Here is a 24,088-nt window from a genome sequence, read left to right as displayed (position 1 = left end):
GCCGAGGTGCTCAGTGCGCAACAGCACCGCTCGAGCCGAGCCCGGTCTGCGAGCGAACGAACTGCGAGAAGAAACGTTCACGTTCGAGGCCTGCCGACTTGGACTTATCAGTAACCGAGAAGAACCAGATGCCTGCGAACGCGACAATCATCGAGAACAGCGCCGGGTATTTATACGGGAAGATCGCTTCGGCATAGCCGAACACGTCCACCCAGACGGTCGGACTTATAACCGTCAGGACGAGCGCCGTCGCCAGACCCAACGAGCCCCCAATGAGCGCGCCGCGGGTGCTCAAGCCCTTCCAGTACATCGAAAGGAACAGCACGGGGAAGTTGCAGCTGGCTGCGATCGAGAATGCCAGGCCCACCATAAAGGCGATGTTCTGCTTTTCGAAGATGATACCCAGCAGAATTGCCACCACGCCCAGGGTCAGCGTGGTGATCTTGGTGACGCGCATCTCGTCCTCTTCCTTGGCCTTGCCTTTCTTGATCACACAGGCATACAGGTCATGTGACACCGCGGATGCACCGGCGAGCGTCAGTCCGGCGACCACCGCGAGAATCGTGGCGAACGCCACGGCGGAGATGAAGCCAAGGAAAAGATTACCGCCAACGGCGTTCGCCAGATGAATGGCAACCATGTTGGTGCCGCCGATGATGGCGCCTGCAGCGTCTTTGAATTCCGGATTGGTGCTGACCAGCAGAATCGCGCCGAACCCGATAATGAACGTCAGGATATAGAAGTAGCCAATGAAGCCAGTCGCGTAGAAGACGCTCTTGCGTGCTTCCTTGGCGTCCGCCACGGTGAAGAAGCGCATGAGGATATGCGGCAGACCGGCAGTACCAAACATCAAGGCCAAACCGAGGGAAATCGCGGAGATAGGGTCGGAAACCAGACCGCCCGGACTCATGATCGCGGCGCCCTTTTCGTGAATGTTCACCGCCTCGGCGAAGAGGCTGCCGAAGTCGAAGTTCACCGCTTTCATGACCATCACGGCCATGAAGGTTGCACCGGACAGCAGCAGCACCGCCTTGATGATCTGCACCCACGTTGTTGCAAGCATGCCGCCAAACAGCACGTACATGACCATGAGCACGCCGACCAGCACCACGGCCACGTAGTAATCAAGGCCAAACAGCAACTGGATGAGCTTCCCAGCCCCTACCATCTGCGCGATCAAGTAGAAGGCCACCACGATCAGCGAGCCAAACGCCGAGAGGATGCGGATCTGCGTCTGCCCGAGGCGATAGGACGCCACGTCGGAGAAGGTGAACTTGCCCAAGTTGCGCAGACGCTCGGCCATCAGGAACAGAATGACCGGCCAGCCAACCAGAAAGCCGATGGAGTAGATCAGCCCATCGTAGCCGCTGGTGTAAACCAGCGCCGAAATACCCAGGAATGACGCCGCGGACATGAAGTCACCCGCAATCGCCAGACCGTTCTGAAAACCCGTGATGCTGCCGCCGGCGGTGTAATAGTCAGATGTGGACGTATTGCGCTTGGCCGCCCACTTGGTAATACCCATCGTGAAAACGATGAACACCACGAACATGATGATCGCGGTGTAGTTCGTCGCCTGCTTCTCGACTTCGCCGGTGATGGCGTCCGCGAGCAGCAAGGGGGAGGCAGCCAAAAGAACGGCCGCCATCAAAAGACGCATGATCATTATTGCTGAGCCTCGTTGAGGATTTCCTGATTGATGCGATCGAACTCGCCATTGGCTCGCTGGACGTAAATGCCCGTGAGAATGAACGCCATGAAGATCACACCAACCCCGACGGGAATGCCCCAAGTGGTAACCGTATCCGCCGTGAGCGGAATACCAAGAATGGCTGGATCGAAAGCGATCAACAGAATAAAGGCGAGGTAGGCGCCAAGCATGATGGCCGACAGCAGCCACGCGAAGCGGCCACGTTTAGCGACCAGTTCCTGGAAGCGCGGATTGGCATAGATTTGCCGATAAACATCTTCGTTTTGCATCGTCTGTCTCCACAGGATCACAACCCCCTGATGAGGGCAGGCGGGTACTTTAGAGCCCGACAGACCGAACACCACTCGACCATCGTCTGGTTTTTATTTTCTGAAAGGGCCGTTTTAGAGCCTCCGGACGATCAATCGGGACGCATAGGACATTCCTATGCCGGTCATCAAACACCGCGATTTTCAATAAGGGCCTGACGGAGCGAGACTACTCGCCAACAGAGAATCAATCTCGACTGCGTTTTCGGAGACACACCATGACCAAGACAATCACGTTCACCTTGATGCACTTCTGCATCGCCTTTTCGGTGACCTATGCCTTGACTGGAAGTCTCGCCGCGGGTGGCCTCGTTGCCGCGATCGAGCCACTTTGCAACTCGGTGGGTTTCTACTTCCACGAAAAGATCTGGCACCGACTGGAAACCCGCCAGAAGCCACGCGAGCGGATTCCCGCTCATGCCTGGCTGCATCATCAGGCCTAGCTCAAACGACGCCCTACGCTTGTGCAACGGTGCCGCCGGGCTCGCCAATTCGCTGCGGCGAAGCACTCAGCGTCCTGGCAGACCGTCGGTCGTAAATATCGTTAACGACCGATATCGTCAGAACGCAACCAGCCGACCTGTCTGTGGTCAATGAATGACGCGCTTCGCCTCGCAGGGCTTAATTCGCCACCCGAGCTACATGACAACGAGCGACGCCTTCAAGCGCTGCATAAAAAGGCAAGTGCTGGGTATGGAACCGATACACTCACCATCCCTTCGAGTCATCGCTGTGTCAGTTCCACGGCAATTGCGGCTAACGCTGCAGTTCCCCGCAGCCCCATCATCGTTAGCCAACCTCAGGTATTACGAGTTTGCCGACCATCCAAACCAGTCCCAGGAAAGCCCCGTCCATGCGCTTGCTCACGTGCCTCACTGCGCTGCTGTCGCTGTCCGGAATGCCAGTATTCGCCGCAGACATCAGCGTTGAGCAGTATGGCTACCCGCTGGACAACCCATTCGAAGCGACGATAGCGACCACTCCCGCCGCGTTGCGCGCCGAGGTCCCCAGCGATGACGACATTGATCAAGCTGACTATAAGTTGCGGCTGCGCCCCGAACGTGAATTCACCCTGCCGGACAATTTCTGGGCGGTTAAGCGACTGACCTATCGCCTGGCGCGGCAACCCGGCCCAGCCCCGCTCATGTTCATCATCTCAGGGACCGGTGCAAGCTATGCGTCGGGCAAGACCGAGGATCTTAAACGGCTCTTCTACGGGGCTGGCTACCACGTGGTGCAGCTGTCCTCGCCCACCAGTTTCGATTTCATCGCCGCTGCCTCACGCTACGCCACGCCGGGCTACAGCCCCGATGATGCGAAGGACCTCTATCGAGTGATGCAAGCGGTCCGCGCCCAACAGCATGAGCTACCTGTAACCGAATTCAACCTCACCGGCTACAGCCTCGGCGCGCTCCATGCCGCCTTTGTCAGCAAGCTTGACGAGACGCGTCAGAGCTTCAATTTCAAACGCGTACTGATGCTTAACCCGCCGGTGAATGTGTACACCTCCATCAACAACCTCGACAAGCTGGTGCAGACCCGTGTCGAGGACATCGATAGCACCACCACGTTCTATGAAGTCATCCTGGAGAAGCTCACCCGATATTACCGCCAGCACGGTTCGATCAACCTCGACGAGGCCATGCTGTTCGACTTCCAGCGCTCCGCTCTGCGGCTGACCGACGAACAGATGGCGATGCTGATCGGCTCGGTATTTCGCTTCTCCGCGGCGGACATCGTGTTCACCTCGGATCTGATAAACCGCAGAGGATTAGTCGTACCGCCGGACTATCCAATCGATGAAGGCACCAGCCTCGAGCCGTTCTTCCGACGTTCACTGCTGTGTGATTTCGATTGCTACATCACCGAGCAGCTCATCCCCATGTGGCGCGCCCAGCAAGATGGGGGGAGCCTGGCGCAACTGGTTGAACAAGTCAGCCTCTATGCGCTGGAAGATTACTTACGCGAGAGCCCCAAGATCGCCGTCATGCATAACGCTGATGACATCATTCTGGGCGCCGGTGACCTGGGCTTCCTGCGTCGGACCTTCGGCGATCGCATGACGCTTTATCCGCGTGGCGGCCATTGCGGCAACCTTAATTACCGGGTCAATGCCCAAGCGATGCTGGAGTTTTTCCGTGGTTAAACGTTATCTGCTTGCGCTGCTCTTTTTGTCCAGCGGACTTGCCAACGCCCAGACGCCTATCGCAGACGAGGACGGCTTCACCTTTCCTCTGCGCGAACTGGAGTTCAACCCTGGGCTGGATCAACGCGAATTCGAGCGCGCTACGTTCGACGCCCTGAATATCTATGACCCCTGGGAGTCGCTGAACCGCCGCATGTACTACTTCAACTACCGGCTGGATCAGTGGGTGATGCTGCCCGCGGTGCGCGGTTATCGCTACGTCACCCCGCAGATAGTGCGCACCGGTGTCAGTAACTTCTTCAGCAACCTCGGCGAAATACCAACGCTGTTCAACAGCATGGCGCAACTGAAAGGCGAGCGCGCGATGAATACCACAGCTCGCCTGCTGTTCAATACCATCCTCGGTGTCGGCGGTATCTGGGACCCAGCCACCCGCATGGGCCTTCCCCGCTATAACGAGGACTTCGGCCAGACCCTTGGGTTTTATGGTGTCCCTCACGGCCCCTATCTGATTTTGCCGGCGCTCGGACCGTCCAACCTGCGTGACACCGCCGGTCAAGCAATGGATTTCGGTGTTGAACGGCAATTCGACTATTTCAGCTACGCCGAGGCGAGCGGTGGCGAATTCGGCCTCACCGCGCTGCGATTGATCGACATTCGCCACACGACGAGCCTCCGCTACGGACAACTGAATTCGCCGTTCGAGTACGAGAAAGTCCGCTATGTCTATACTCGGGCGCGCGAGCTGCAGATCGAGGAATGATCCGCTTATTCGATAGAACTCACTGAGTATTTGCACCCTTCAAGCGGCGACCCGGCAGTACGCTGTGCTCGATCTTCAAAGCGAGCAAGCAGTTATGTCTATACGTGAAGTGCTTTCAATCAGCACCGGCCGCGCCACCTCTGACGGCGCCGGTGTTCGCCTGACACGGCTGTTTGGCGGCGCCGCGCCGGAGCAGTTCGATCCGTTTCTGATGCTTGACGAATTCGGCTCCGACGACCCCGATGAGTACCTTGCCGGCTTTCCACCTCACCCGCACCGCGGCTTCGAAACGATCACCTATATGATCGAAGGCCGCATGCGCCATGAAGACCATCTGGGTAATGTCGGGCTGCTCGAAAGCGGCGGTGTGCAATGGATGACGGCGGCGCGCGGTGTGATCCACAGTGAAATGCCACAGCAGGAACACGGCGTGATGCGTGGCTTTCAACTGTGGTTGAACCTACCGGCAAAGAGCAAGTTGGATGATCCCGACTACCGCGACTTCATGCCTGCGGAAATCCCTCGGATAACGTTGCCAAGCGGCATCGAAGCGGTCGTCATCGCCGGCCGGCTCATGGCCGAAGGCGTCGATCAGCCAGGCGCGGTGCAACGGCCCGATACCGAACCCCAGCTGTTTGATTTGAACCTTCCCGCCGGCGGCAGCATCGAGCCGCAGCTGGTCGACGGGCACCGGTTGCTCCTCTATGTTTTCGAAGGCGAGATCACTGTCGCCGGCAAGCGCCTGGCGAAAAACAAGCTCGCCAGGCTGTCGGAACACGGCTGGCTAAACCTGGCATCCAGCGAAGGTGCGCGTGTACTGCTGTTGGCCGGCAGGCCCATCCGCGAGCCGATCGTTCAGTACGGCCCGTTCGTGATGAACAGCCGAGAGGAGATCGAGCAGGCGCTGCGTGACTTTCGCGCTGGCGTCCTTATGGGGTAATCGGCTTCTTTGGCAGCTTGCGGTAGAGGCTCGGCTCCCCAACGGGCCGGGTCTTGAAGCGGCGGTGCGCCCACAGATACTGCTCCGGGTGCTGCCTGACCGCATCTTCAATCCACTCGTTGATACGTCCGCAATCGGCCTCCTCGCTTTCGCCTGGAAAATCTTCCAGTGGAGGATGCACCACCAGGCTATAACCCTCGCCACGGGGCAGACGCTCCAGCGTGTAAGGCATCACCTTAGCCCGCCCCAGGCGCGAAAATTTGGTGGTAGCAGTCACCGTTGCCACCGGAATGCCGAACCAGGGTACAAACAGGCTCTGCTTGCGGCCGTAATCCTGATCGGGGGCGTACCAGATCGCTCGCCCCGCGCGCAGCACCTTGATCATGGCGCGCACGTCTTCTCGTTCAATCGCCGTCGCATCATCGTTGTGCCGCTCGCGGCCGCGCCGCTGCACGTAGTCAAAGACTGGATTCTTATGCTCGCGATACATCCCATCGATGGTGTGCCACTGCCCAAGCAGTGCGCCGCCTATTTCCAGCGTGGTGAAATGCAGCGTCATCAAAATCACGCCCTGACCGTCCGCCTGGGCCTGCTGCAAATGCTCCAGTCCTTTGATCCGTGCCAGCCGCTGTAGCCGCGCCTTGGGCCACCACCAACTCATGGCCATCTCGAAAAACGCGATCCCCGTCGAGGCGAAATTCTCACGCAGCATTCGCTCGCGTTCTTTATCGCTCAGCTCGGGAAAGCACAGTTGAAGGTTCCGCCGCGCAATATGTCGTCTCGAACGGGCCACCCGATACATGAGCGCGCCGAGGCAGCGCCCAAGCATCAAGAGCGCCCGATACGGCAGTTGGACGACCAGCCATAGCAACCCAAGGCCCAGCCACAGTGGCCAGAAACGCGGGTGGAGAAACGAAGCATTGAAACGGGGACGATCCATCGGCACGCTCGAACCGGTAAAAGCGCGCATTCTAGCGAGAAAACGCCTGCCATTGCGGCGGCGTCTCGATACACGGCATCCCTCCGCTCAACCCGGGCAGACTTGCAGGCAACGGTTTGCCCCGCTATAAGTCCTCGCCATTTACCGCAGCAGGCAGACCATGAGCCAAGCCGATCCTCTCGACCAATCCCCCGTGTTCCAGCTCAAAGGCAGCATGCTCGCCATTACCGTACTGGAGCTGACGCAGAACGATCTGGAACGTCTCGATCAACAGCTCGCCATAAAGGTCGGGCAGGCGCCGGACTTTTTCAACAATACGCCGTTGGTGCTTGCACTGGACAAGCTGCCCGCTAGCTGCGATCTGGACCTGCCGGCGCTCGTCGCGCTGTGCCGCAAGCATGGTCTGCGCACCTTGGCCCTGCGTGCTGGAGATCCGCAAATCGTTGAAGCAGCCAGCACGCTAGACCTTCCGGTTTTGCCGCCGTCCGGTGCCAAGGAACGCAAGCTGGACCTGACCGGCAAGGCGTCGGCAGAGCCGGGAAAACCAGCCGAACCGGCCTACCGCCCTACCCGCGTAGTGACCACCCCGATCCGCGGCGGCCAGCAGGTCTATGCCAGAGACGGCGACCTGATTGTGCTGGCTGCCGTCAGTCCTGGCGCGGAACTTCTCGCCGATGGAAACATCCATGTGTACGGTCCGCTTCGTGGGCGCGCCTTGGCGGGCATCAAAGGGGACACGAATGCGCGGATATTTTGTCAGCAGCTCGCCGCCGAAATGGTCTCAATCGCCGGGCACTACAAGGTCGCGGAAGACCTGCGGCGTGACCCGCTTTGGACCGAAGCCGTACAGATGACGCTATCCGGCGACGTGTTGAACATCACCCGCCTTTAACGGATACTGCCGCGAATTTTCAAGCACCAAAACGGGCTTTCCGACGCCGATTCGGCTGACGGTCCCGACTTCTATATTTAGGGTGAATCACCTTGGCCAAGATCCTCGTAGTCACTTCCGGCAAAGGTGGCGTCGGTAAAACCACTACCAGCGCCGCCATCGGTACCGGCCTCGCCCTGCGCGGCCACAAGACCGTCATCGTCGACTTTGACGTTGGCCTGCGTAATCTGGACCTGATCATGGGCTGCGAGCGTCGCGTCGTGTATGACTTCGTCAATGTCATCCAGGGCGATGCCACCCTCAGCCAAGCACTGATTAAAGACAAGCGCCTCGAGAACCTCTTCGTGCTGGCCGCCAGCCAGACCCGCGATAAGGATGCGCTAACGCTGGAAGGCGTCGGCAAGGTGATCGATGAGCTGGCCAAAACGTTCGAATTCGTCATTTGCGACTCTCCAGCAGGCATCGAGAAAGGCGCGCATTTGGCGATGTACTTCGCCGACGAAGCCATCGTCGTGACCAACCCAGAGGTTTCTTCGGTTCGCGACTCGGACCGCATGCTGGGCCTGCTGGCAAGCAAGTCCCGTCGTGCCGAGAACGGCGAAGACTCGATCAAGGAACATCTGCTACTGACCCGTTACAACCCAGAGCGCGTCGTTAAAGGCGAAATGCTCGGTGTCGAGGACGTCGAGGAGATCCTGTCGATCCGCCTGCTGGGCGTTATTCCGGAATCACAAGCGGTGCTCAAGGCATCCAACCAGGGCGTACCGGTCATCCTTGATGATCAGAGCGATGCCGGCCAGGCGTACAGCGACGCAGTTGATCGACTGCTGGGCAAAGAAGTGAATCATCGCTTCCTTGATGTGAAAAAGCAGGGCTTCCTGCAACGACTGTTCGGAGGTCGCGAATGAACCTTCTTGACTTCTTTCGCGAGCGCAAGAAGAAGGAAACGCCTGCTAACATCGCCAAGGAACGCCTACAAATTATCGTCGCGCATGAGCGCGGCCAGCGTACCCAGCCCGATTACCTGCCAGCCTTGCAAAAAGAACTGGTCGAGGTCATCCGCAAGTACGTCAACATCGACAGTGATCAGGTCCAGGTCGCCCTGGAAGATCAAGGTAGCTGCTCAATCCTTGAACTGAACATCACACTGCCGGATCGTTAATCGACGCGCAGTGGCCAGCTCGCTTCTCGCGACAGAATCATCGGCGGCTTCGGTCGCCGATTGCGTTTCCGGAATCTTAAATGCCTCTTAGCAACCTCCAGTTCGTCTATCAGGACGCCGCCCTACTGGTCATCAACAAACCCACCCTGCTGCTCTCCGTGCCCGGTCGCGCAGATGACAACAAGGACTGCTTGGTCACCCGCCTCCAGGAAAACGGCTATCCAGAAGCGCGCATCGTTCATCGTCTTGATTGGGAAACGTCGGGTCTGATCGTCCTCGCGCGTGATGCGGACACCCACCGAGAACTGTCGCGGCAGTTTCACGACCGTGAAACCGAAAAGGCGTACACCGCCCTATGCTGGGGCGAGCCGGAACATCAGAGCGGCAGCATTGATCTTCCGCTGCGCTACGACCCGCCAACCAAACCGCGCCACGTGGTTGATCACGAATTGGGCAAGCACGCGCTGACGTACTGGCGCGTCCTCGAGCGGTGCGGCCATTACAGTCGCGTTGAGCTGACCCCCATCACTGGCCGCTCGCATCAGCTGCGAGTGCACATGCTTTCAATCGGTCACCCGCTGCTCGGCGATCGGCTTTATGCGCATGAACAGGCGCTGGCCGCACATGACCGGCTCTGTCTGCACGCCAGCATGCTCGCGTTGACCCATCCGCAGACAGGGGAACGCCTGCGCTTGGACTGCCCCGCTCCCTTCTGATGCCGGATTTTATGAAAGCGACCCTCGGCGCAACGGCATACCCGAACCACTGACACTTTCACAAGGGCATTGCGCGGCGCCGTTGAGATTCAGCACTGCGACGCGATCCAGCTTCGGCCTTCACCTTATCGGCTACGCGACGAATGCTATAGACTTTCACGCCTCGCAGTCTGGAGCTCGTCATGCGCGAAGAACTTAACCAGGGTCTTATCGATTACCTCAAGGCCTCCCCTACCCCGTTCCATGCCACCGCCAGCCTCGCCAAAACCCTGCAGTCCGCTGGTTTCAGAGCGCTGGATGAGCGAGAGACATGGCATACAGAACCTGGCGGCCGCTACTACGTCACGCGGAACGACTCTGCGATCATCGCCTTCCAGCTCGGCAGCAAAGCGCTGATCGAACATGGCATGCGTCTGGTCGGCGCCCACACCGACAGCCCATGCCTGCGAGTGAAACCTCAGCCGGAGCTCCAGCGTCAGGGCTTCTGGCAACTCGGCGTAGAAGTTTACGGTGGTGCACTCCTAGCGCCCTGGTTCGACCGAGATCTCTCTCTAGCGGGTCGCGTGACCTATAGCCGTGACGGTCGCATTGAGAGCCAGCTAATCGATTTCAAACTGCCGATCGCGACGATACCCAACCTCGCGATCCACCTCAACCGGGACGCCAACCAGGGCTGGCCAATCAATCCGCAAAACGAACTGCCGCCTATTCTGGCCCAGATCGGGAGCGAGGACAGACCGGATTTCCGTGCCTTGCTAGCTGATCAGCTCAGCCGCGAACATGGGCTAGTAGCCGACGTAGTGCTGGATTTCGAACTGAGCTTCTACGACACCCAGAGCGCGGCCGTCATCGGCCTGAATGGCGACTTTATCGCCGGGGCACGGCTGGACAACCTGCTGTCGTGTTTCGCCGGGCTACAAGCGTTGCTGCGTGCCGGCTCGGAGGAAACGTGCGTACTGGTCTGCACCGATCATGAGGAGGTCGGCTCCGCCTCAATGTGCGGTGCGGACGGACCATTTCTCGAGCAGGTTTTACGCCGCATCCTGCCCGAAGGCGAAGCCTTCCAACGCAGCATCAACCGTTCACTACTGATCTCAGCCGATAACGCACATGCGGTGCATCCCAACTATGCCGACAAGCACGACGGCAATCACGGCCCGAAACTCAATGCCGGCCCGGTGATCAAGGTGAACAGCAATCAGCGATACGCCACCAGCAGCGAAACCGCCGGTTTCTTCCGTCATTTGTGCCTCGAAAATGAAGTGTCAGTGCAGAGCTTCGTGACTCGAAGCGACATGGGCTGCGGCTCGACCATCGGCCCGATCACGGCCAGCCAGCTGGGCGTGCGGACCGTGGACATCGGTCTGCCGACCTTTGGCATGCATTCGATTCGAGAACTCGCTGGCAGCCAGGACCTGGCTCATTTGGTCAAGGTGCTGAGCGCGTTCTACTCAAGCCCCGAGCTGCCCTGACCCGAGCGTCAGGCGCACTAGCCCGGGTCGTCCCCTCGACCCGGTGATCCATCGCCAACGTTATTCTGCCGCGGCCTGGTTGCGGCATCGCTGCACAGGCAGCTTCCGCATTCAAACTTCGGAAGGCTGCGAGGGGGCTGGACGAGCGATACACTCTGTATGCGTGAAACCTGGTACAGCTTCGCTCCGCCCCGCTACCAATCCCTCGACGCCTTGCAATGCCTTGATGCTGCCTCCATAGTGGTTCATACCTGCGCCCGCTAAATCGATACTCCGCTGGCAGTGCAGGCTGCTGATGAATTCCACTTCAGGCTACATAGCGATACGCCCGTCTAATACCATTCACTGCCAATAAGGTATTGTGTGGCGCGGGGTTCGCCCTGCCGCCCTGGTCGGATTTGTCTCGCGGCCTGCTCGCCGCCAGGTACCATCGGGCTGTTGTTTTTTCCCGCCGGGCGGACCCTGCCCCGGCGCCTGATTTGATGGCCTACTATGCGTTATTACTCAGCCTCGCGCCGCCCCTCTAAAATGAAACGATCTTTGACCGCAGGCTGTCTCGCCCTGCTACTAGGCCTCCATGCCAACACCCTCCTAGCCAAGCCTGCGGACGGGCACGCTTGGGACTACCTGCAACCCGACCGTGATCAGGTAATTGCCAGCCTCAACGTCGTCGAACTGCTCAAACGTCACCACTACAACAAGCCGCCACTCAATGACGCCCGCTCGGCGAAGATCTTCGATAGCTATATCGAAATGCTCGACCCTTCACGCAGCTATTTCACTGCGAGCGACCTGGCCGAGTTCGAGCCCTGGCGCAACGAGTTCGACGACTTCCTGAGGAACGGCAACCTCGAGCCCGGCTTCGCTATTTATAAGATTCACCTGGAGCGCCTTCAGGCCCGACTCGAGTATGCACTGAGCTTGCTTGAGAAAGGCGCTGACAGTTTTGATTTCACCATCGACGAGGAACTGCTCGTCGATCGCGAAAACGCCGCCTGGCCGAAGGACGAGAACGAGCTTGATGATCTCTGGCGCAAACGCGTCAAGGATGAGGTGCTGCGGCTGAAGATTGCGGGTAAAGAGCCCAAGGCCATTCAGGAGCTGCTCACCAAACGCTACAAAAACCAGCTGTCTCGCCTGGAGCAGACCCGTGGCGAGGACGTCTTCCAGACTTATATCAACGCCTTCGCGCAATCCTACGATCCGCACACTCAGTATTTGTCGCCTGATAATGCGGAAAATTTTGACATCAATATGAGCCTTTCCCTCGAAGGCATCGGTGCAGTACTGCAAAGCGACAATGAGTTCGTGAAGGTGGTCCGCCTGGTCCCTGCCGGCCCTGCAGAAAAGAGCAAGCAGATCGCACCAGCGGACAAGATCGTCGGTGTTGGCCAGGACGGGGAAGAAATGGTCGACGTGATCGGATGGCGCCTAGACGAGGTCGTCAAACTGATCCGCGGGCCGAAGGGATCGGTCGTGCGCCTTGAGGTCGTTCCAGCGAGCAACGCACCAAACGACCAAAGCAGCAAGGTTGTGGCAATCACACGCGAAGCGGTGAAGCTCGAAGAGCAGGCAGCGAAAAAATCAGTCCTTAATCTCGAGCAGCACGGCCGTGATTACAAGCTTGGGATCATTGAAATTCCCGCGTTTTACTTGGACTTCAAGGCCCTCCGTGCAGGCGACAAGGATTACAAAAGCACAACACGGGACGTGAAAAAGCTGTTAACCGAACTCCAGCAGGAAAACGTCGACGGGGTCGTTATCGACTTGCGCAATAACGGCGGCGGCTCACTTCAAGAAGCCACTGAGCTGACTGGTCTGTTCATTGATCAAGGACCGACGGTCCTTGTTCGCAACAGTGACGGTCGCGTCGATGTTCTTGCCGATGAACAACAAGGCGCCTTCTATAAGGGCCCGCTGGCCGTGCTGGTCAATCGTCTTTCTGCGTCAGCCTCTGAGATTTTCGCGGGCGCGATGCAGGACTACCACCGCGCGCTCATTGTGGGCGGGCAGACCTTTGGCAAAGGCACCGTGCAGACAGTCCAACCCCTCAATCACGGAGAGCTGAAGCTAACGCTCGCTAAGTTTTATCGGGTGTCCGGTCAGAGCACACAGCATCAAGGCGTTATCCCGGATATTTCCTACCCAGCCGAAGTCGATACCAAGGAAATTGGCGAAAGTGCACTGCCTGAAGCATTGCCATGGGACAGCATTCGCGCTGCGATAAGCCCGGACATGAATCCATTCAAGCCGTTCCTGGCTGAACTCAAGGCCCAGCACGAAATGCGGACCACCGAGAATCCGGATTTCGTCTTTACCCGTGACCGGCTTGCGCTTACGCAAGAGCTCACACACGAAACCACCGTCAGCCTCAACGAAGCGAAGCGTCGCTCTCAACAGGAGCGTATCGAAAAGCGCCAACTGGCATTGGAGAACGCGCTACGCGAGGCCAAGGGTGAAGAGCCACTGGCCAAACTCGAACGGGAAGACGAAACGACGCCGCACATCGAGGAGAAGAAGCTCAAGCCGGAGGATGATGCGTATCTCTCAGAGACGGGCCGAATTCTCTTGGATTACCTCGGGCTTCAGGATGCAATGGCCAAGAATAGCGCCACCGATCGGTAGCCGTTCGACTTGCCAGTAACATGGCATCTTCATTGTGTTTACAAGCGAAGAGCCGCCAATCTGGCGGCTTTTTTTCATGCTGATGCCCGACTCGAGACCTTGATGTCACATCACTGATCAGCTGGGATCGCTGGATAAAACACCCCTGCGCTTGGCGAAATCGCCCACCATTCTCTTAGCCGATCGTTTCGCTGTCACAACGGTGACGCCTCGGACGAATCGTGTCGCGTGATTAGCCAACACCGTACTGCACGCTTTGATGTGTCTGCTCGCTACGGCTCGGCACGCAGTCAAACTCATGGAAGGGAGATGACCTGCCATAACGAGAAGGTGCCGAACTGACGGAGCGAACGGCCGTACATGATTGGCAGGGCCGGCGATCGCCGTTGATTACAAACCCAACTTGGCAGCACAGGCCCTGTAATGCTCAGCCTGTTGCTCGTCGCGTGCCAATCCATGACCTCCTGCCGTGTAAAGCTGAGACAGGCGGGTCGCCGCCAAAGGATGTCCCGCCTTGACTGCAAGCTTCCACCAGTAGGCCGCCTGGCTCCCGTCCGGCCCATGCTTCGCATCTTCGCTGAGACTGATGACGCCCATCTGATAGGCAGCCTTAGCATCGCCATGCTCGGCAGCCAAGCGTAGCAACCGTATGCCTTCCTGCCTTGCGCCATATCCCTGACCCCGGAATAGCAGGATGTGACCATAAAAACTCTGAGCGCTGGGATCACCGATCGCGGCCATCCGTGACAACTGGCCTTCCATCCAGCGCCACCACTTCGGCTGCTCGACAGCCCAACGCATTTTCATCAGCCTACGTGCGACCCAATAGCCGAGTCGGGCCCGAACCTTATGCAACATTAAGGCGTCTCCGGGTAATCGTACTCAAATACGCGCGCCACCTCGCCGGCGTGCCAGGACGCAGCGGCGGCCCCATCCACTGAGCCAGAAAAGCGCCCTAGACGCGCTGCACACTCGAAAAAACCTGTCCTGGGTAAACGGCTAGCCCCTTGACTGATCACCAGCGCACTCCGCAACGGACGGGCTGCGCGCGCATCCAGCGCTGCCAGGTGCTCAAGGGCTGCCGTTAGCGTCTGCATTGCAGGTACCGGGAGCTGAAGACGCTCAACCAACGCTCGGTAGGTGATCAAATGCCGTTGTCTGCGCGCTTCGGTTAGCTCATCCAATAACGCCTGCCAGTGCGAGCGGCTAATACGAACTGACGACGCGGACGCGTTCAAGCTTCCTGCTCCCATCCTTCTATCTCCATCGCGCGCGCCAGCGAGCGCCGTATGGCCTCTCCTGGATCGCGTTCGCCGTTTTCGATTAAGCCGAGATAGACAGGGCTGATGCCCACGGAACGAGCCAAGGTCTCTAGGCTGATTCCTTTGGCCTCTCGCATCGCAGACAATTCGCTGAATTTGGGTAAAGCCACCGGAGCTACGGTTTTTGCAGGGGCTGCAGTGCGCTGGCCAAGGGCATTCAATAACGCCTGATATTCATCCCAAGGCAGCACGGCGTACTCCGGTACACCGTCACGCATGATGACCTGGACGCTCATCCGCTACCTCGCTCGTTGTTTCATGAAAGAAACCGGATCTTAACAGCCCGAGAGCGATTGTTTAGCCAAGGAGGCCGCACTAAAAGATGAAAGCGGCGGTGAACTCCAGCCATAACAAGCAATGCTGCTAGGTGTCACGCCCGTTGCGGCCCGGCTGGCCTGCATCGGCCATTGGCTCATCGGGCGAGGGCAAGCGGTTTAAATCAGCCTGCACATCACGCGATTGGCTGTCCTTCCACGCCTTGAATGCTTGCAGCTCTCCCGACCACTTACGCATTACCCAGCCCAACACGGCGAGATCGTCGATAAAACCAAGACCGGGAATCCAGTCCGGAATAGCATCCATCGGTGAAAGGAAATACAGCAAGCCAGCGATGGCGGCGAGCAGCGCCGGTCTGCTTACCGCTCTGTATTCGCCCCGCCACCAAGCGACACACAGCGCCTGCAAAAGCCCGAGATCTTCCCGTAAACCTTTGACGAGTCCGCCTCTGGCAGAACGCTTGCGAGCCACAGCAAGAAGCACCATAGGCAGCCGCCCGCGAGCCAGCACTCGTTGGGCCATAGGAAGGTATTTAAGAAATGTCCAAGGTGCTTTCATCGATGCCCTACCTTTAGCCGCTTAATAGAAGAGCCCAGCGGTCATACAGCCACAGCGAGTACGTTACGAACAGTCTGTGGATGGTCGCCCCGGATGCCCGCCCTGGCAGTTAACGGCGGTTGTGCTGATGAAGCGGGGCGCGTCTCCAGCATGACCCGGCCGAGATGCAAATCTTGCGTTCGCCCGGCAGCCATGAGCCCTGTGAATCAACCGGTTTAACTGCCAGCCAATCTCACTAGCGCTAACCATCAAATCGAATGTACTGGCCGGGGAATGTGCGTAACCGGGAGCTCTTAACGGTTCATGGCGGATTTCGGCTTTATTAGGCGCGAACATGCCCACCAACCCGTCTACAAATGACCAGACAGGGAGAAGGATGTTCACAAGTGGTGCCGTTTGGCCGGGGGTTTCAGACGTCACGCTAGACAGGCGAATCTATCGGAGCGGTCGGTTCTAGGATGCGGATAAAACAAAAAGCCGGTCCTAGGACCGGCTTTTTTGCGTGTTGCTATAGCTGTCAGTTCAGGCTCAATTTGGCGCGATTCTTTTCCAGCGTAGCGGCACCGATTCCTTTCACTTCTAGTAATTCATCAACCGAGCTAAATGGGCCGTGCGCTTCTCGGTACGCAACGATTGCTTTGGCCTTGGTGGCACCGATTCCCTTTAGCTCTCGAGTCAGGGTCTCGGCATCAGCCACGTTGAGATTGATCGTCGCCGTTTGGGCTGCCGCGACCTGTTGTGACTGAACCGGCTCAGCTTTAGCGGCATAGCTGCTGATGGAAACGCTGGCGAGTACGGCAAGAAGTGTAGCGGAGAGGAAAGACTTGATCATGATTCACATCCCTATGAGTGTTGAGTTACCGGCGCGGTACTCCATGCGCCGCCAGACCACTCTAAGTCGTGACACAGCCAAGTCAAATCAGGATCGACATTCTGCGACCCAGGTCCGCTCTGCTTAACGCATAACGTTAAACAGACTCAGGCCAGCAATCTTTACGTAGCTCTGTTGCGCGGCTTCGAGGACTACCGTCTGCATGGATAAGCGAGACAACGCTTCGGCGTAGTCCAGCTCCCGCAGCTCCGCCTGGACGCCTTTGTTGACCAGCGCAACATCCTCATTATCGGTTTGTGTGGTTTCGATAACGTTCAGCCGAGCGCCAATATTGCCACGTGCCTGGTCTACGCTGACCATGCCGTGATCGAGGTTGGTCAAAGCCACCGCAACGGCGTCGCGTACTCCTGTGCTGGCGGTAGAGGGGTCTTCCAAGGCTGAGCGAAGGTTGGCGATGGTGTCGAGGATGCCTTGCTTGTTCTGGACTGACTCGGCAGTAATTGTGCCATCTGAGGCCACGTTAGTGATTGTTCCGGGCATCACCACTACTCGTTCACCGCCAACCGCCTCGCCAGCGAAATGTAACGTTACTCCCCGGAAAACGAGCTGGTCTGAATTTTTAGCGTCGGGATCTAGCTTTAAATTGATGCCATCTGGCAACGGATCATCGGTGAAACCTCCGCTCACCGGATCCGTCTGCCGTGGCAAGGCGTATATAGAAAACGCGCCATCCGCCTCAAAACGAATCTCGACTCCATCGGCTGGAAACGACGGGGCCCCTATGAGCGCCACTTCATCGCTTACGAGCGGCTTAGACACACTCAGTGTCGCCTTGACACCTGCCGGGATGCTCGAAACATCCAGAGCGCTATCTAGTCGACCCGCGTTCGTCACGCTCTGAAAAATCGACTTGCCGTTATCGCTAATGGGAATATCTAGGGAGCTAGCAATTTGCAGCTTGCGCTGCCCCTCGTCTCCGGCATAGCTGTAGCTCCCTTCCGGACCCCGGACGAAGGGCTGAGTCTTGCCTTGGAACCCTGCAAACAAGTATTCGCCACGTGCGTTGCGGGTGTTCATGAGCGACAGAAGCTCGTCTTCGCGCTCACCCAGCTCAGCCGCGATGGACTTGCGATCCTGCGGATCAAGCGAACCATTACCGGCCTGGACAGCCAGCTCGCGGACACGCTGCAGCACCGTATTGACGGAATTCAGCGTCACCTCTTCCTGGGTAAGGCTGTTCTTGGCCGCCGTCAGGTTGGAGTTGTACTGGCTCAGCACATTCTGCTGCTGCTCAAGCTGCAACAGACGCACCGACGCAACCGGATCGTCGGCCGGCGTCAGGATTCGGTTACCGGTGCTGATCTGCTCCTGCGTGCGGGTTGCATTGGAGTAGTTGCGCTGAATACCGGCTACGCCGTTATTGAATGCTTGCAGAGTCGAAATGCGCATGGGCCGGCCTGTTACCTGAAGGTGCTGATCAATGTATCGAACATGGAGCGGGCAACTTGAATGATCTGAGCGGAAGCATTGTAGTACTGCTCAAATTTGATCAGATTGGCCGCTTCTTCATCGAGATTCACGGCTGACAGCGAGTCGCGGTTGTCGGTGGCCTGCTTGAGAATCGCCCCTGTCGCTTCGCTGTCCATTCTCGCTTGGGCTGTCAGCGTACCGACCCGTTCGACCAGTTCGCCGTAGCCATCGGTAAAGCTAGCCCCTGATAGGGTTTTTCCATCGGCGTCTACGGATACCCCGACGGTCTGTTTGCTCTGAAGATCGACCAGCTTCAACGCGTTGCGGTTATCAGAGACGCCGCTCTGGTTGAAAGCAATATCAAATTTGTCGTTGTTCTTCGGTGTTCCACTTATAGTGAACTCTAGTGAGTAATTCGAGTTACCCACAACTAACGAATTAGTCTGCCCTGTCTTGAAGGTTGTGCTCGTCGGATATGAAACCGGCGGCGTTTGGGTGTTATCTACGGTCCGGAATCCGGCTGTGCCGCCACCAGTAATCGTAAGAGTGTCTGGCTCAGTAAAGGTCAGCGTCGCACCGGTGCTGCCCAGTAGTTCTCTCAACGCATCAATGCTAATCCGCGAAGGGCCTGAGATCATATCCGGCTGGCCAATCACTCCGGTACCAGCATTATGTAATTCGCTTGCGGTGCGTACCGGCGACGCAAACGCTAGCTGGTCAGCCTGATCGAGTACGGCGCTGATATCCGTGGCGCCCCGCCGTGTTGGCTGCAGCGTGAACGCGTCACCGGCTTGTGGCGTTCCGCTTATTTGCACAGTAAATCCCTGATCGCGACCCTCTTCGTCCTCGAAGCGAAGATGCGCAGGCGGCCCGGGGTTCGGCGTGACATTTATGCTGGCACCATCGCTGAGACGTCTAGCGGTGTACTGGCTGCCACTGTATTCCAAGCGATAGTCGCTAGTGGTCAGTTGGCTGGTTTTGGTGATATCCAGCGAAGCATCTGCAGGAGTCGCCGTGCTCAAGGACGGATTGCCACTAAACGGCGTCGCCCTTAGAGCGCCCAGCGACTTTTCGTTGTAATTACCAAACAGGGCCTCACCGACGTTGCCCTTCAGATCCAATCCCTGCCCCAGCTGGCTATTGACCTGATCACTCACAGCCAACGCCAACCGCCCCAACGAGTTCATCGTCGAATCCAGCACTTCGTTGCGATAACGAATCAGCCCACCCAACTCGCCGCCCGTAATCTGCGACGTGATGCCCTGCTCCGAGCCACCACTGACAAAGCGAATCTCGTGGCGGTTGGGATCGCTTTGTCCTGACACAACCTTCAGCTGGCTCACAGTTTTTCCAACTACCAGTGGCTGACCGCTGCCCACCGAAATATTGAAACTGTTGTCGTCCTGCGGCGTCACGCTGATGCCGATGTACGTGGATAGCTGACGTACCGCTTCGTCACGCTTGTCGAGCAAGTCGTTGGGCTGCTTGCCGTTTGCCGAGGCTGTCGCGATGGCATCGTTCAGGCTACCGATGCTACCGGCGAGCCGATTGATTTGGTCGGTCACAGCCAACATCTGCTTGTTGGTGAAGTTGTTCTGTTCAGTCAAGCGGTCCGATACCGTATTGAACCGGCGGGCCAGCCCCTCCGCTTCTGCCAACACCAGTTGCCGGGCCGGGATGTTCGCCGGGTCTTCCGCAGCGGTTTGTAGAGCAGAGAAAAACTTCTGCAGCGACGGCGTGATCCCCGTGGTACTACCCGCCAGCAGGGAATCGAGCTGGTCGATCTGAGCTTTATAGGACTCAACATCACTGCTCAGTGACGTACTGCTACGCAGTTGGCTAGTCAGAAACTCGCTGTAGGTTCTGCGGATTTCCACAAGCGTCGTACCAGAACCCACGTACCCAGCGCCGCTGAACTGGGGCGTACGGGTAGCCTGGGATGCGTCCTGGCGACTATAGCCGGGCGTGTTGACGTTGCTGATGTTATGGCCGGTGATGGAGAGCTGGCTCTTGCTGGCGCTCAGGCCGGACAGGCCAATATTCAGTAGGTCAGCCATGATTAACCTCTAGACCGCATTGCGGGCGACGTGCTGGCGTCGGCGATTGTCTGATAGGTCTGCACCTTGCGAGCGATCTGGTTGATCTTGTTCGCGTACTGAGGATCGGTCGCGTAACCGGCCCGCTGCAATTCATTGACGAAACGCTCGGAGTCGCCGGAAACGCTGGCCACTTGTATCGCCGGCTTGTAGCGCTCGTTGTTCTCCAGCAGCCGTACGTAATCGTTGAAGCTCTGCTCGAACGAGTCGTATGCCCTGAAGCCCGCCACCTGCTTGGTCGCTTTGCCGTTCACGTACTCGGTCGTGGTGACTTTCGCCGATTCACCGCTCCAGCCGTTCGCCTTGATACCAAACAGGTTGTGGCTGTTGCTGCCGTCCTTCTGCTTGATCATCGACTTGCCCCAACCTGTTTCCAGCGCAGCCTGTGCCACTAGGAAACGTGGCTCTACTCCAAGCCGCTTGGCAGCTTTCTCCGCCATGGGCAGCATGGTCGCGATGAATTCTGCAGGAGAGCTGAAGCGCGTCTTGCTCGGCGTACTCGGTGCGCTTGCCTCGACGCCGTTGATGGTCAAGGGTGCGTCCTTCGGTGCGGCGAACGCAGTTGCCGGCTTCCAGTCGACATTGACCAGCGGCTGAGTCACTCCGGCCTGAGCGGCTTGCTCGGCCTGTGGGCTCGTAGCCGCTACGTCCGTCTGCACGCGCTCGGCCAAGCGCCCCGGCAGCGCTAGACGACGCTGATTGAGCAGCTGGGAATCGTTGCGAGCCGGATCCACTTTGGCCAGTGTCGTGTTGGCATTAGGGTTACTCGACCACTTGGCGTCCTCGGTCTGCGCGACCTGGGCAAAGGGGTTGGGCTTCTCGTCTGGCTTCTGATCCTTGCTCAACTGGCGGATCAGCACGTCGGCAAGCCCAATACCGCCGCCTTCTTTGGACAGGGTGACCGAGAGCTGTTGGTCGTGCATGTCCTGATACTGCTTGCTCGCCTGGCTGTTGAGCGGGTTGTCCTGGGCCAGGACATCAGTGGCCGAGCGCATCGACTTGAGCATCTCGTTCATGAACAAGGATTCGAATTCCTGCGCGACCTTGCGCACGTTCTCGGCGCCGTCGCGGTCCTTGCCCACCTTGAGCTGATTCAGCCGATTCAGGTCGGAGTAACTACCGCTGTCAGGCGTGCGACGACCCAGTCCCAGACGATTTTCCATGTCTCGTTCCTCAGATAACGATCAGGTCGGCTTGCAGCGCACCGGCTTGCTTGAGCGCTTCCAGAATTGCCATCAAATCACTGGGGGCAGCACCAACCTGATTCACAGCGCGAACGATCTCGTCGAGCGTTGTGCCGGGGCCGAACTTGAACATCGGCTTGGCTTCCTGCTCGGCTTTTACCTTTGAGTTGGGCACGACAATAGTCTGGCCGTCCGAAAGCGGATTCGGCTGACTGACCTGCGGATCTTCGGAAATGGTCACGGTCAGGCTGCCATGCGTCACCGCAGCTGGCTGAACCCGCACGTTCTGCCCAATCACGATGGTGCCGGTACGCGAGTTGATAATGACTTTGGCGATTGCCTGACCCACATCGACTTCGAGGTTTTCCAGGATCGACAGATAGTCGACGCGCTGACTCGGATCCAGAGGTGCGGTGATGCTGATCGAGCCGCCGTCGAGCGCCTGCGCCACGCCTGGGCCAAGCAGCTCGTTGATGTGGTCGACGATGTTCTTGGCGGTGGTGAAGTCCGGACGATTGAGGTTCATGGTCAGCGTGCTGCCCTGATTGAACGCGCTCGGCACCGGCCGCTCGACCGTTGCACCGCCCGGGATACGCCCGGCGGAAGGAATGTTGACGGTAATGCGCGAACCATCCGCACCACCCGCATCGAAGCCACCGACGACCAGGTTGCCCTGGGCGATGGCGTATACGTTGCCGTCAATACCTTTAAGCGGCGCCATCAACAGGCTACCGCCGCGCAGGCTCTTGGCGTTGCCGATCGAGGACACCGTGATGTCGATCGTCTGGCCGGGCTTGGCGAAGGGCGGCAGGTCAGCATGGATCGACACGGCAGCCACGTTCTTCAGCTGAACGTTGCCGCCGGCCGGAACCTTGATGCCGAACTGCGCCATCATGTTGTTGAAGGTCTGCACGGTGAATGGCGTCTGGGTGGTCTGGTCGCCACTGCCATTGAGGCCGACCACCAGGCCGTAGCCGATCAACTGGTTGCTACGCACGCCCTGGATGGTTGCGATGTCCTTCAGCCGCTCGGCATGAACCGGAACGGCGGTCAGGCACAGCACGGCAACTATGATCGAGCTGAACAATTTCATTGCGTGCACCTGCTTTAGAACGGCCACAACGGGCTGATGAAGAAACGGTCCAGCCAACCAGGCTGGCTGGCATCGGCGAAGGCGCCGGTGCCAGAGTAGGTAATGCGTGCATCAGCGATACGGGTCGAAGGAACGGTGTTGTCGGTGGCGATATCATCCGAGCGCACCAGCCCAGCTATGCGCACCAGCTCGTCGCCGGTGTTCAGCGTCATCCACTTCTCGCCGCGGATCGCCAGGATGCCGTTGGGCAGCACGTCCGAGACGGTCACGGTGATCGAACCGGAGAGACTGTTGCTCTGCCCTGCCTGACCGGAACCGGAGGTATCACGTGACGCATCGTATTCCGCACCCAGGCCCAGCTTGTCGCCGGTAAGCAGACCGCTGCCGGCCAGCGGATTGGCTATTGCAACCGCGCCGCCAAACAACGACCCGAGACCGATGTTGGCACTGCTGTCCTTGGAGATTTTCGAGTTCGAGTTCTTGCTTGCCTGGGTCTTCTCGTTGAGGGTGACCGTAATGATGTCCCCAACCCGATAAGCCTTACGATCGTCATACAGGTTGGTCTCGAAGCCAACCTGATAGATCGCCCCGTTGTTCTGCGCAGCCGGCAACGGCGTGCGAGGCAACACAGGTGAATAGTACGGGTCATTGGGCTTCGGAGCTGGCGCCATGCAACCGGTCAGGATCACAGCGGACATCAGCGGAAGAACAATCGGCAAGCGGCGCATAATCACCTCAATCCAGCGACTGACAGCTGTTACAGCTGCTGGGTAACGAAAGACAGCATTTGATCGGCCGTGGAGATGACCTTCGAGTTCATCTCATAGGCGCGCTGAGTGGTGATCATGTTCACCAGTTCTTCAACGACGCTGACGTTGGAGTTTTCCAATGTGTTTTGCAGAACGGTGCCCAGACCGTTGAGGCCAGGTGTGCTCACCTGGGGAGCGCCACTCGCTGCGGTCTCCAGAAACAGGTTGCTGCCCATGGCTTGCAGGCCCGCCGGGTTGACGAAGTCAGCGGTCTGCAGGTTGCCGATGATCTGCGGGGCCGGGTTCCCGAGAGTCGTCACGGAGACGGTGCCGTCCTCGCCCACGGTAAATGTCTGGGTTTCCGGCGGCACGACGATCGCAGGCTCCAGGGCATAGCCGTTGGACGTTACGATCTGGCCTTCGGCATTCAGATGGAAGCTGCCGTCACGCGAGTAGGAAACCGTGCCGTCTGGCAGCAGGACCTGAAAGAAGCCGCGGCCGTTGATCGCCATATCGAGCGGTTGCTCGGTCGTTTGCAGGCTGCCAGCAGTGAATTGCTTCTGCGTACCGACGATGCGAACACCCGTACCAAGCTGGAGGCCTGAGGGCAGTTCGCTGTCCTGAGTGGACTGGCCGCCCGGCTGACGGCGGATCTGATAAAGCAAGTCCTGGAATTCGGCCCGGTCTTTCTTGAAGCCGGTGGTGGACACGTTAGCCAGGTTGTTGGAAATGGTGGTCAGGTTCATGTCCTGTGCGGACAAACCGGTCTTGCTGACCCACAGTGCTGGAAGCATGTTCTTCTCCTCGTGCGCCGGAATTCGGGCGCGCCGCCT

Annotated in this window: 24 protein-coding genes; 10 read left to right on the top strand and 14 right to left on the bottom strand. The window is 58.4% G+C overall.

The annotated features are described in order from the left end of the window. Nucleotides 1-10: 10 nt before the first annotated feature. On the bottom strand, nucleotides 11-1,666 hold the full coding sequence (locus K4O48_RS07865) for a cation acetate symporter (protein WP_222911468.1): 1,656 nt from the start codon (nucleotides 1,664-1,666) through the stop codon (nucleotides 11-13). Beyond that, nucleotides 1,666-1,980, bottom strand: coding sequence for a DUF485 domain-containing protein (locus K4O48_RS07860; RefSeq protein ID WP_222911467.1), 315 nt, complete (start codon nucleotides 1,978-1,980; stop codon nucleotides 1,666-1,668). The genes K4O48_RS07865 and K4O48_RS07860 overlap by 1 nt, the downstream gene beginning before the upstream one ends. Before the next feature lie 257 nt (nucleotides 1,981-2,237). On the opposite strand from K4O48_RS07860, the gene K4O48_RS07855 reads away from it, so the two are divergent. From K4O48_RS07855 to K4O48_RS07840, 4 genes are all read left to right on the top strand, one after another. Beyond that, nucleotides 2,238-2,462 (top strand): DUF2061 domain-containing protein, encoded by a 225-nt coding sequence (locus K4O48_RS07855; RefSeq protein WP_222911466.1) that lies wholly within the window; start codon nucleotides 2,238-2,240, stop codon nucleotides 2,460-2,462. A 410-nt stretch (nucleotides 2,463-2,872) separates the two neighbouring features. Further along, nucleotides 2,873-4,165 carry a serine/threonine protein kinase gene (locus tag K4O48_RS07850; RefSeq protein WP_222911465.1) on the top strand — a complete coding sequence of 431 codons (1,293 nt, stop codon included), beginning with the start codon at nucleotides 2,873-2,875 and terminating at the stop codon, nucleotides 4,163-4,165. Nucleotides 4,166-4,172: 7 nt separating this feature from the next. Continuing rightward, nucleotides 4,173-4,928: a VacJ family lipoprotein gene (locus K4O48_RS07845; protein ID WP_222912033.1), complete on the top strand. Its 756-nt coding sequence runs from the start codon at nucleotides 4,173-4,175 to the stop codon at nucleotides 4,926-4,928. 94 nt (nucleotides 4,929-5,022) lie between these two features. After that, nucleotides 5,023-5,868, top strand: a complete 846-nt coding sequence (locus K4O48_RS07840) for a pirin family protein (protein WP_222911464.1) — start codon at nucleotides 5,023-5,025, stop codon at nucleotides 5,866-5,868. Here the strand turns inward: K4O48_RS07840 and K4O48_RS07835 are convergent. Further along, nucleotides 5,858-6,808 (bottom strand): lipid A biosynthesis lauroyl acyltransferase, encoded by a 951-nt coding sequence (locus K4O48_RS07835; protein ID WP_222911463.1) that lies wholly within the window; start codon nucleotides 6,806-6,808, stop codon nucleotides 5,858-5,860. The two genes, K4O48_RS07840 and K4O48_RS07835, sit on opposite strands and share 11 nt — an antisense overlap. A gap of 160 nt (nucleotides 6,809-6,968) precedes the next feature. Here K4O48_RS07835 and minC point away from each other — a divergent pair, with 160 nt between their 5' ends. From minC to K4O48_RS07805, 6 genes are all read left to right on the top strand, one after another. Next, nucleotides 6,969-7,700: a septum site-determining protein MinC gene (minC, locus tag K4O48_RS07830; protein ID WP_222911462.1), complete on the top strand. Its 732-nt coding sequence runs from the start codon at nucleotides 6,969-6,971 to the stop codon at nucleotides 7,698-7,700. Nucleotides 7,701-7,792: 92 nt separating this feature from the next. Then, nucleotides 7,793-8,608 (top strand): septum site-determining protein MinD, encoded by an 816-nt coding sequence (minD, locus tag K4O48_RS07825; RefSeq protein WP_222911461.1) that lies wholly within the window; start codon nucleotides 7,793-7,795, stop codon nucleotides 8,606-8,608. Continuing rightward, nucleotides 8,605-8,862: a cell division topological specificity factor MinE gene (gene minE / locus K4O48_RS07820; protein ID WP_019341568.1), complete on the top strand. Its 258-nt coding sequence runs from the start codon at nucleotides 8,605-8,607 to the stop codon at nucleotides 8,860-8,862. Before minD ends, minE begins: the two co-directional genes overlap by 4 nt. Before the next feature lie 80 nt (nucleotides 8,863-8,942). After that, nucleotides 8,943-9,578 (top strand): RluA family pseudouridine synthase, encoded by a 636-nt coding sequence (locus K4O48_RS07815; protein ID WP_222911460.1) that lies wholly within the window; start codon nucleotides 8,943-8,945, stop codon nucleotides 9,576-9,578. A gap of 182 nt (nucleotides 9,579-9,760) precedes the next feature. Continuing rightward, nucleotides 9,761-11,050, top strand: coding sequence for a M18 family aminopeptidase (locus K4O48_RS07810; protein ID WP_222911459.1), 1,290 nt, complete (start codon nucleotides 9,761-9,763; stop codon nucleotides 11,048-11,050). A 528-nt stretch (nucleotides 11,051-11,578) separates the two neighbouring features. Next, nucleotides 11,579-13,675 (top strand): carboxy terminal-processing peptidase, encoded by a 2,097-nt coding sequence (locus K4O48_RS07805; RefSeq protein ID WP_222911458.1) that lies wholly within the window; start codon nucleotides 11,579-11,581, stop codon nucleotides 13,673-13,675. A 390-nt stretch (nucleotides 13,676-14,065) separates the two neighbouring features. Here K4O48_RS07805 and K4O48_RS07800 read toward each other — a convergent pair whose 3' ends face one another. The 11 genes from K4O48_RS07800 to flgG all read right to left on the bottom strand — a co-directional run bounded on the left by K4O48_RS07800 (nucleotide 14,066) and on the right by flgG (nucleotide 24,049). After that, nucleotides 14,066-14,533, bottom strand: a complete 468-nt coding sequence (locus tag K4O48_RS07800) for a tetratricopeptide repeat protein (protein ID WP_222911457.1) — start codon at nucleotides 14,531-14,533, stop codon at nucleotides 14,066-14,068. Then, nucleotides 14,533-14,928, bottom strand: a complete 396-nt coding sequence (locus K4O48_RS20480) for a hypothetical protein (protein WP_260523711.1) — start codon at nucleotides 14,926-14,928, stop codon at nucleotides 14,533-14,535. The genes K4O48_RS07800 and K4O48_RS20480 overlap by 1 nt, the downstream gene beginning before the upstream one ends. Continuing rightward, the gene (locus K4O48_RS07795) at nucleotides 14,910-15,233 is read right to left on the bottom strand and encodes a multiprotein-bridging factor 1 family protein (protein ID WP_222911456.1); all 324 of its coding nucleotides are present in this window, start codon (nucleotides 15,231-15,233) and stop codon (nucleotides 14,910-14,912) included. The genes K4O48_RS20480 and K4O48_RS07795 overlap by 19 nt, the downstream gene beginning before the upstream one ends. A gap of 127 nt (nucleotides 15,234-15,360) precedes the next feature. Further along, nucleotides 15,361-15,831, bottom strand: a complete 471-nt coding sequence (locus tag K4O48_RS07790; protein ID WP_222911455.1) for a YkvA family protein — start codon at nucleotides 15,829-15,831, stop codon at nucleotides 15,361-15,363. A gap of 517 nt (nucleotides 15,832-16,348) precedes the next feature. Next, complete coding sequence (locus tag K4O48_RS07785; protein WP_222911454.1) at nucleotides 16,349-16,663, bottom strand: ComEA family DNA-binding protein; 315 nt, start codon at nucleotides 16,661-16,663, stop codon at nucleotides 16,349-16,351. A gap of 123 nt (nucleotides 16,664-16,786) precedes the next feature. Beyond that, nucleotides 16,787-18,112: a flagellar hook-associated protein FlgL gene (gene flgL, locus K4O48_RS07780; protein WP_222911453.1), complete on the bottom strand. Its 1,326-nt coding sequence runs from the start codon at nucleotides 18,110-18,112 to the stop codon at nucleotides 16,787-16,789. A gap of 11 nt (nucleotides 18,113-18,123) precedes the next feature. Continuing rightward, complete coding sequence (gene flgK, locus K4O48_RS07775; RefSeq protein WP_222911452.1) at nucleotides 18,124-20,190, bottom strand: flagellar hook-associated protein FlgK; 2,067 nt, start codon at nucleotides 20,188-20,190, stop codon at nucleotides 18,124-18,126. Nucleotides 20,191-20,192: 2 nt separating this feature from the next. After that, nucleotides 20,193-21,392 (bottom strand): flagellar assembly peptidoglycan hydrolase FlgJ, encoded by a 1,200-nt coding sequence (flgJ, locus tag K4O48_RS07770; protein ID WP_222911451.1) that lies wholly within the window; start codon nucleotides 21,390-21,392, stop codon nucleotides 20,193-20,195. A gap of 10 nt (nucleotides 21,393-21,402) precedes the next feature. Continuing rightward, nucleotides 21,403-22,506 (bottom strand): flagellar basal body P-ring protein FlgI, encoded by a 1,104-nt coding sequence (locus tag K4O48_RS07765; protein ID WP_222911450.1) that lies wholly within the window; start codon nucleotides 22,504-22,506, stop codon nucleotides 21,403-21,405. Nucleotides 22,507-22,520: 14 nt separating this feature from the next. Beyond that, complete coding sequence (gene flgH, locus K4O48_RS07760) at nucleotides 22,521-23,234, bottom strand: flagellar basal body L-ring protein FlgH (protein ID WP_222911449.1); 714 nt, start codon at nucleotides 23,232-23,234, stop codon at nucleotides 22,521-22,523. A gap of 29 nt (nucleotides 23,235-23,263) precedes the next feature. After that, nucleotides 23,264-24,049, bottom strand: coding sequence for a flagellar basal-body rod protein FlgG (gene flgG, locus K4O48_RS07755; RefSeq protein WP_045426038.1), 786 nt, complete (start codon nucleotides 24,047-24,049; stop codon nucleotides 23,264-23,266). Nucleotides 24,050-24,088 lie beyond the last annotated feature (39 nt).

Origin of the sequence: Pseudomonas sp. DNDY-54 (assembly GCF_019880365.1) — a bacterium.
Lineage (GTDB): Bacteria > Pseudomonadota > Gammaproteobacteria > Pseudomonadales > Pseudomonadaceae > Stutzerimonas > Stutzerimonas stutzeri_P.
Note: the sequence above shows the minus strand (reverse complement) of the source record. Positions and strands in the feature narration are given on the sequence as shown.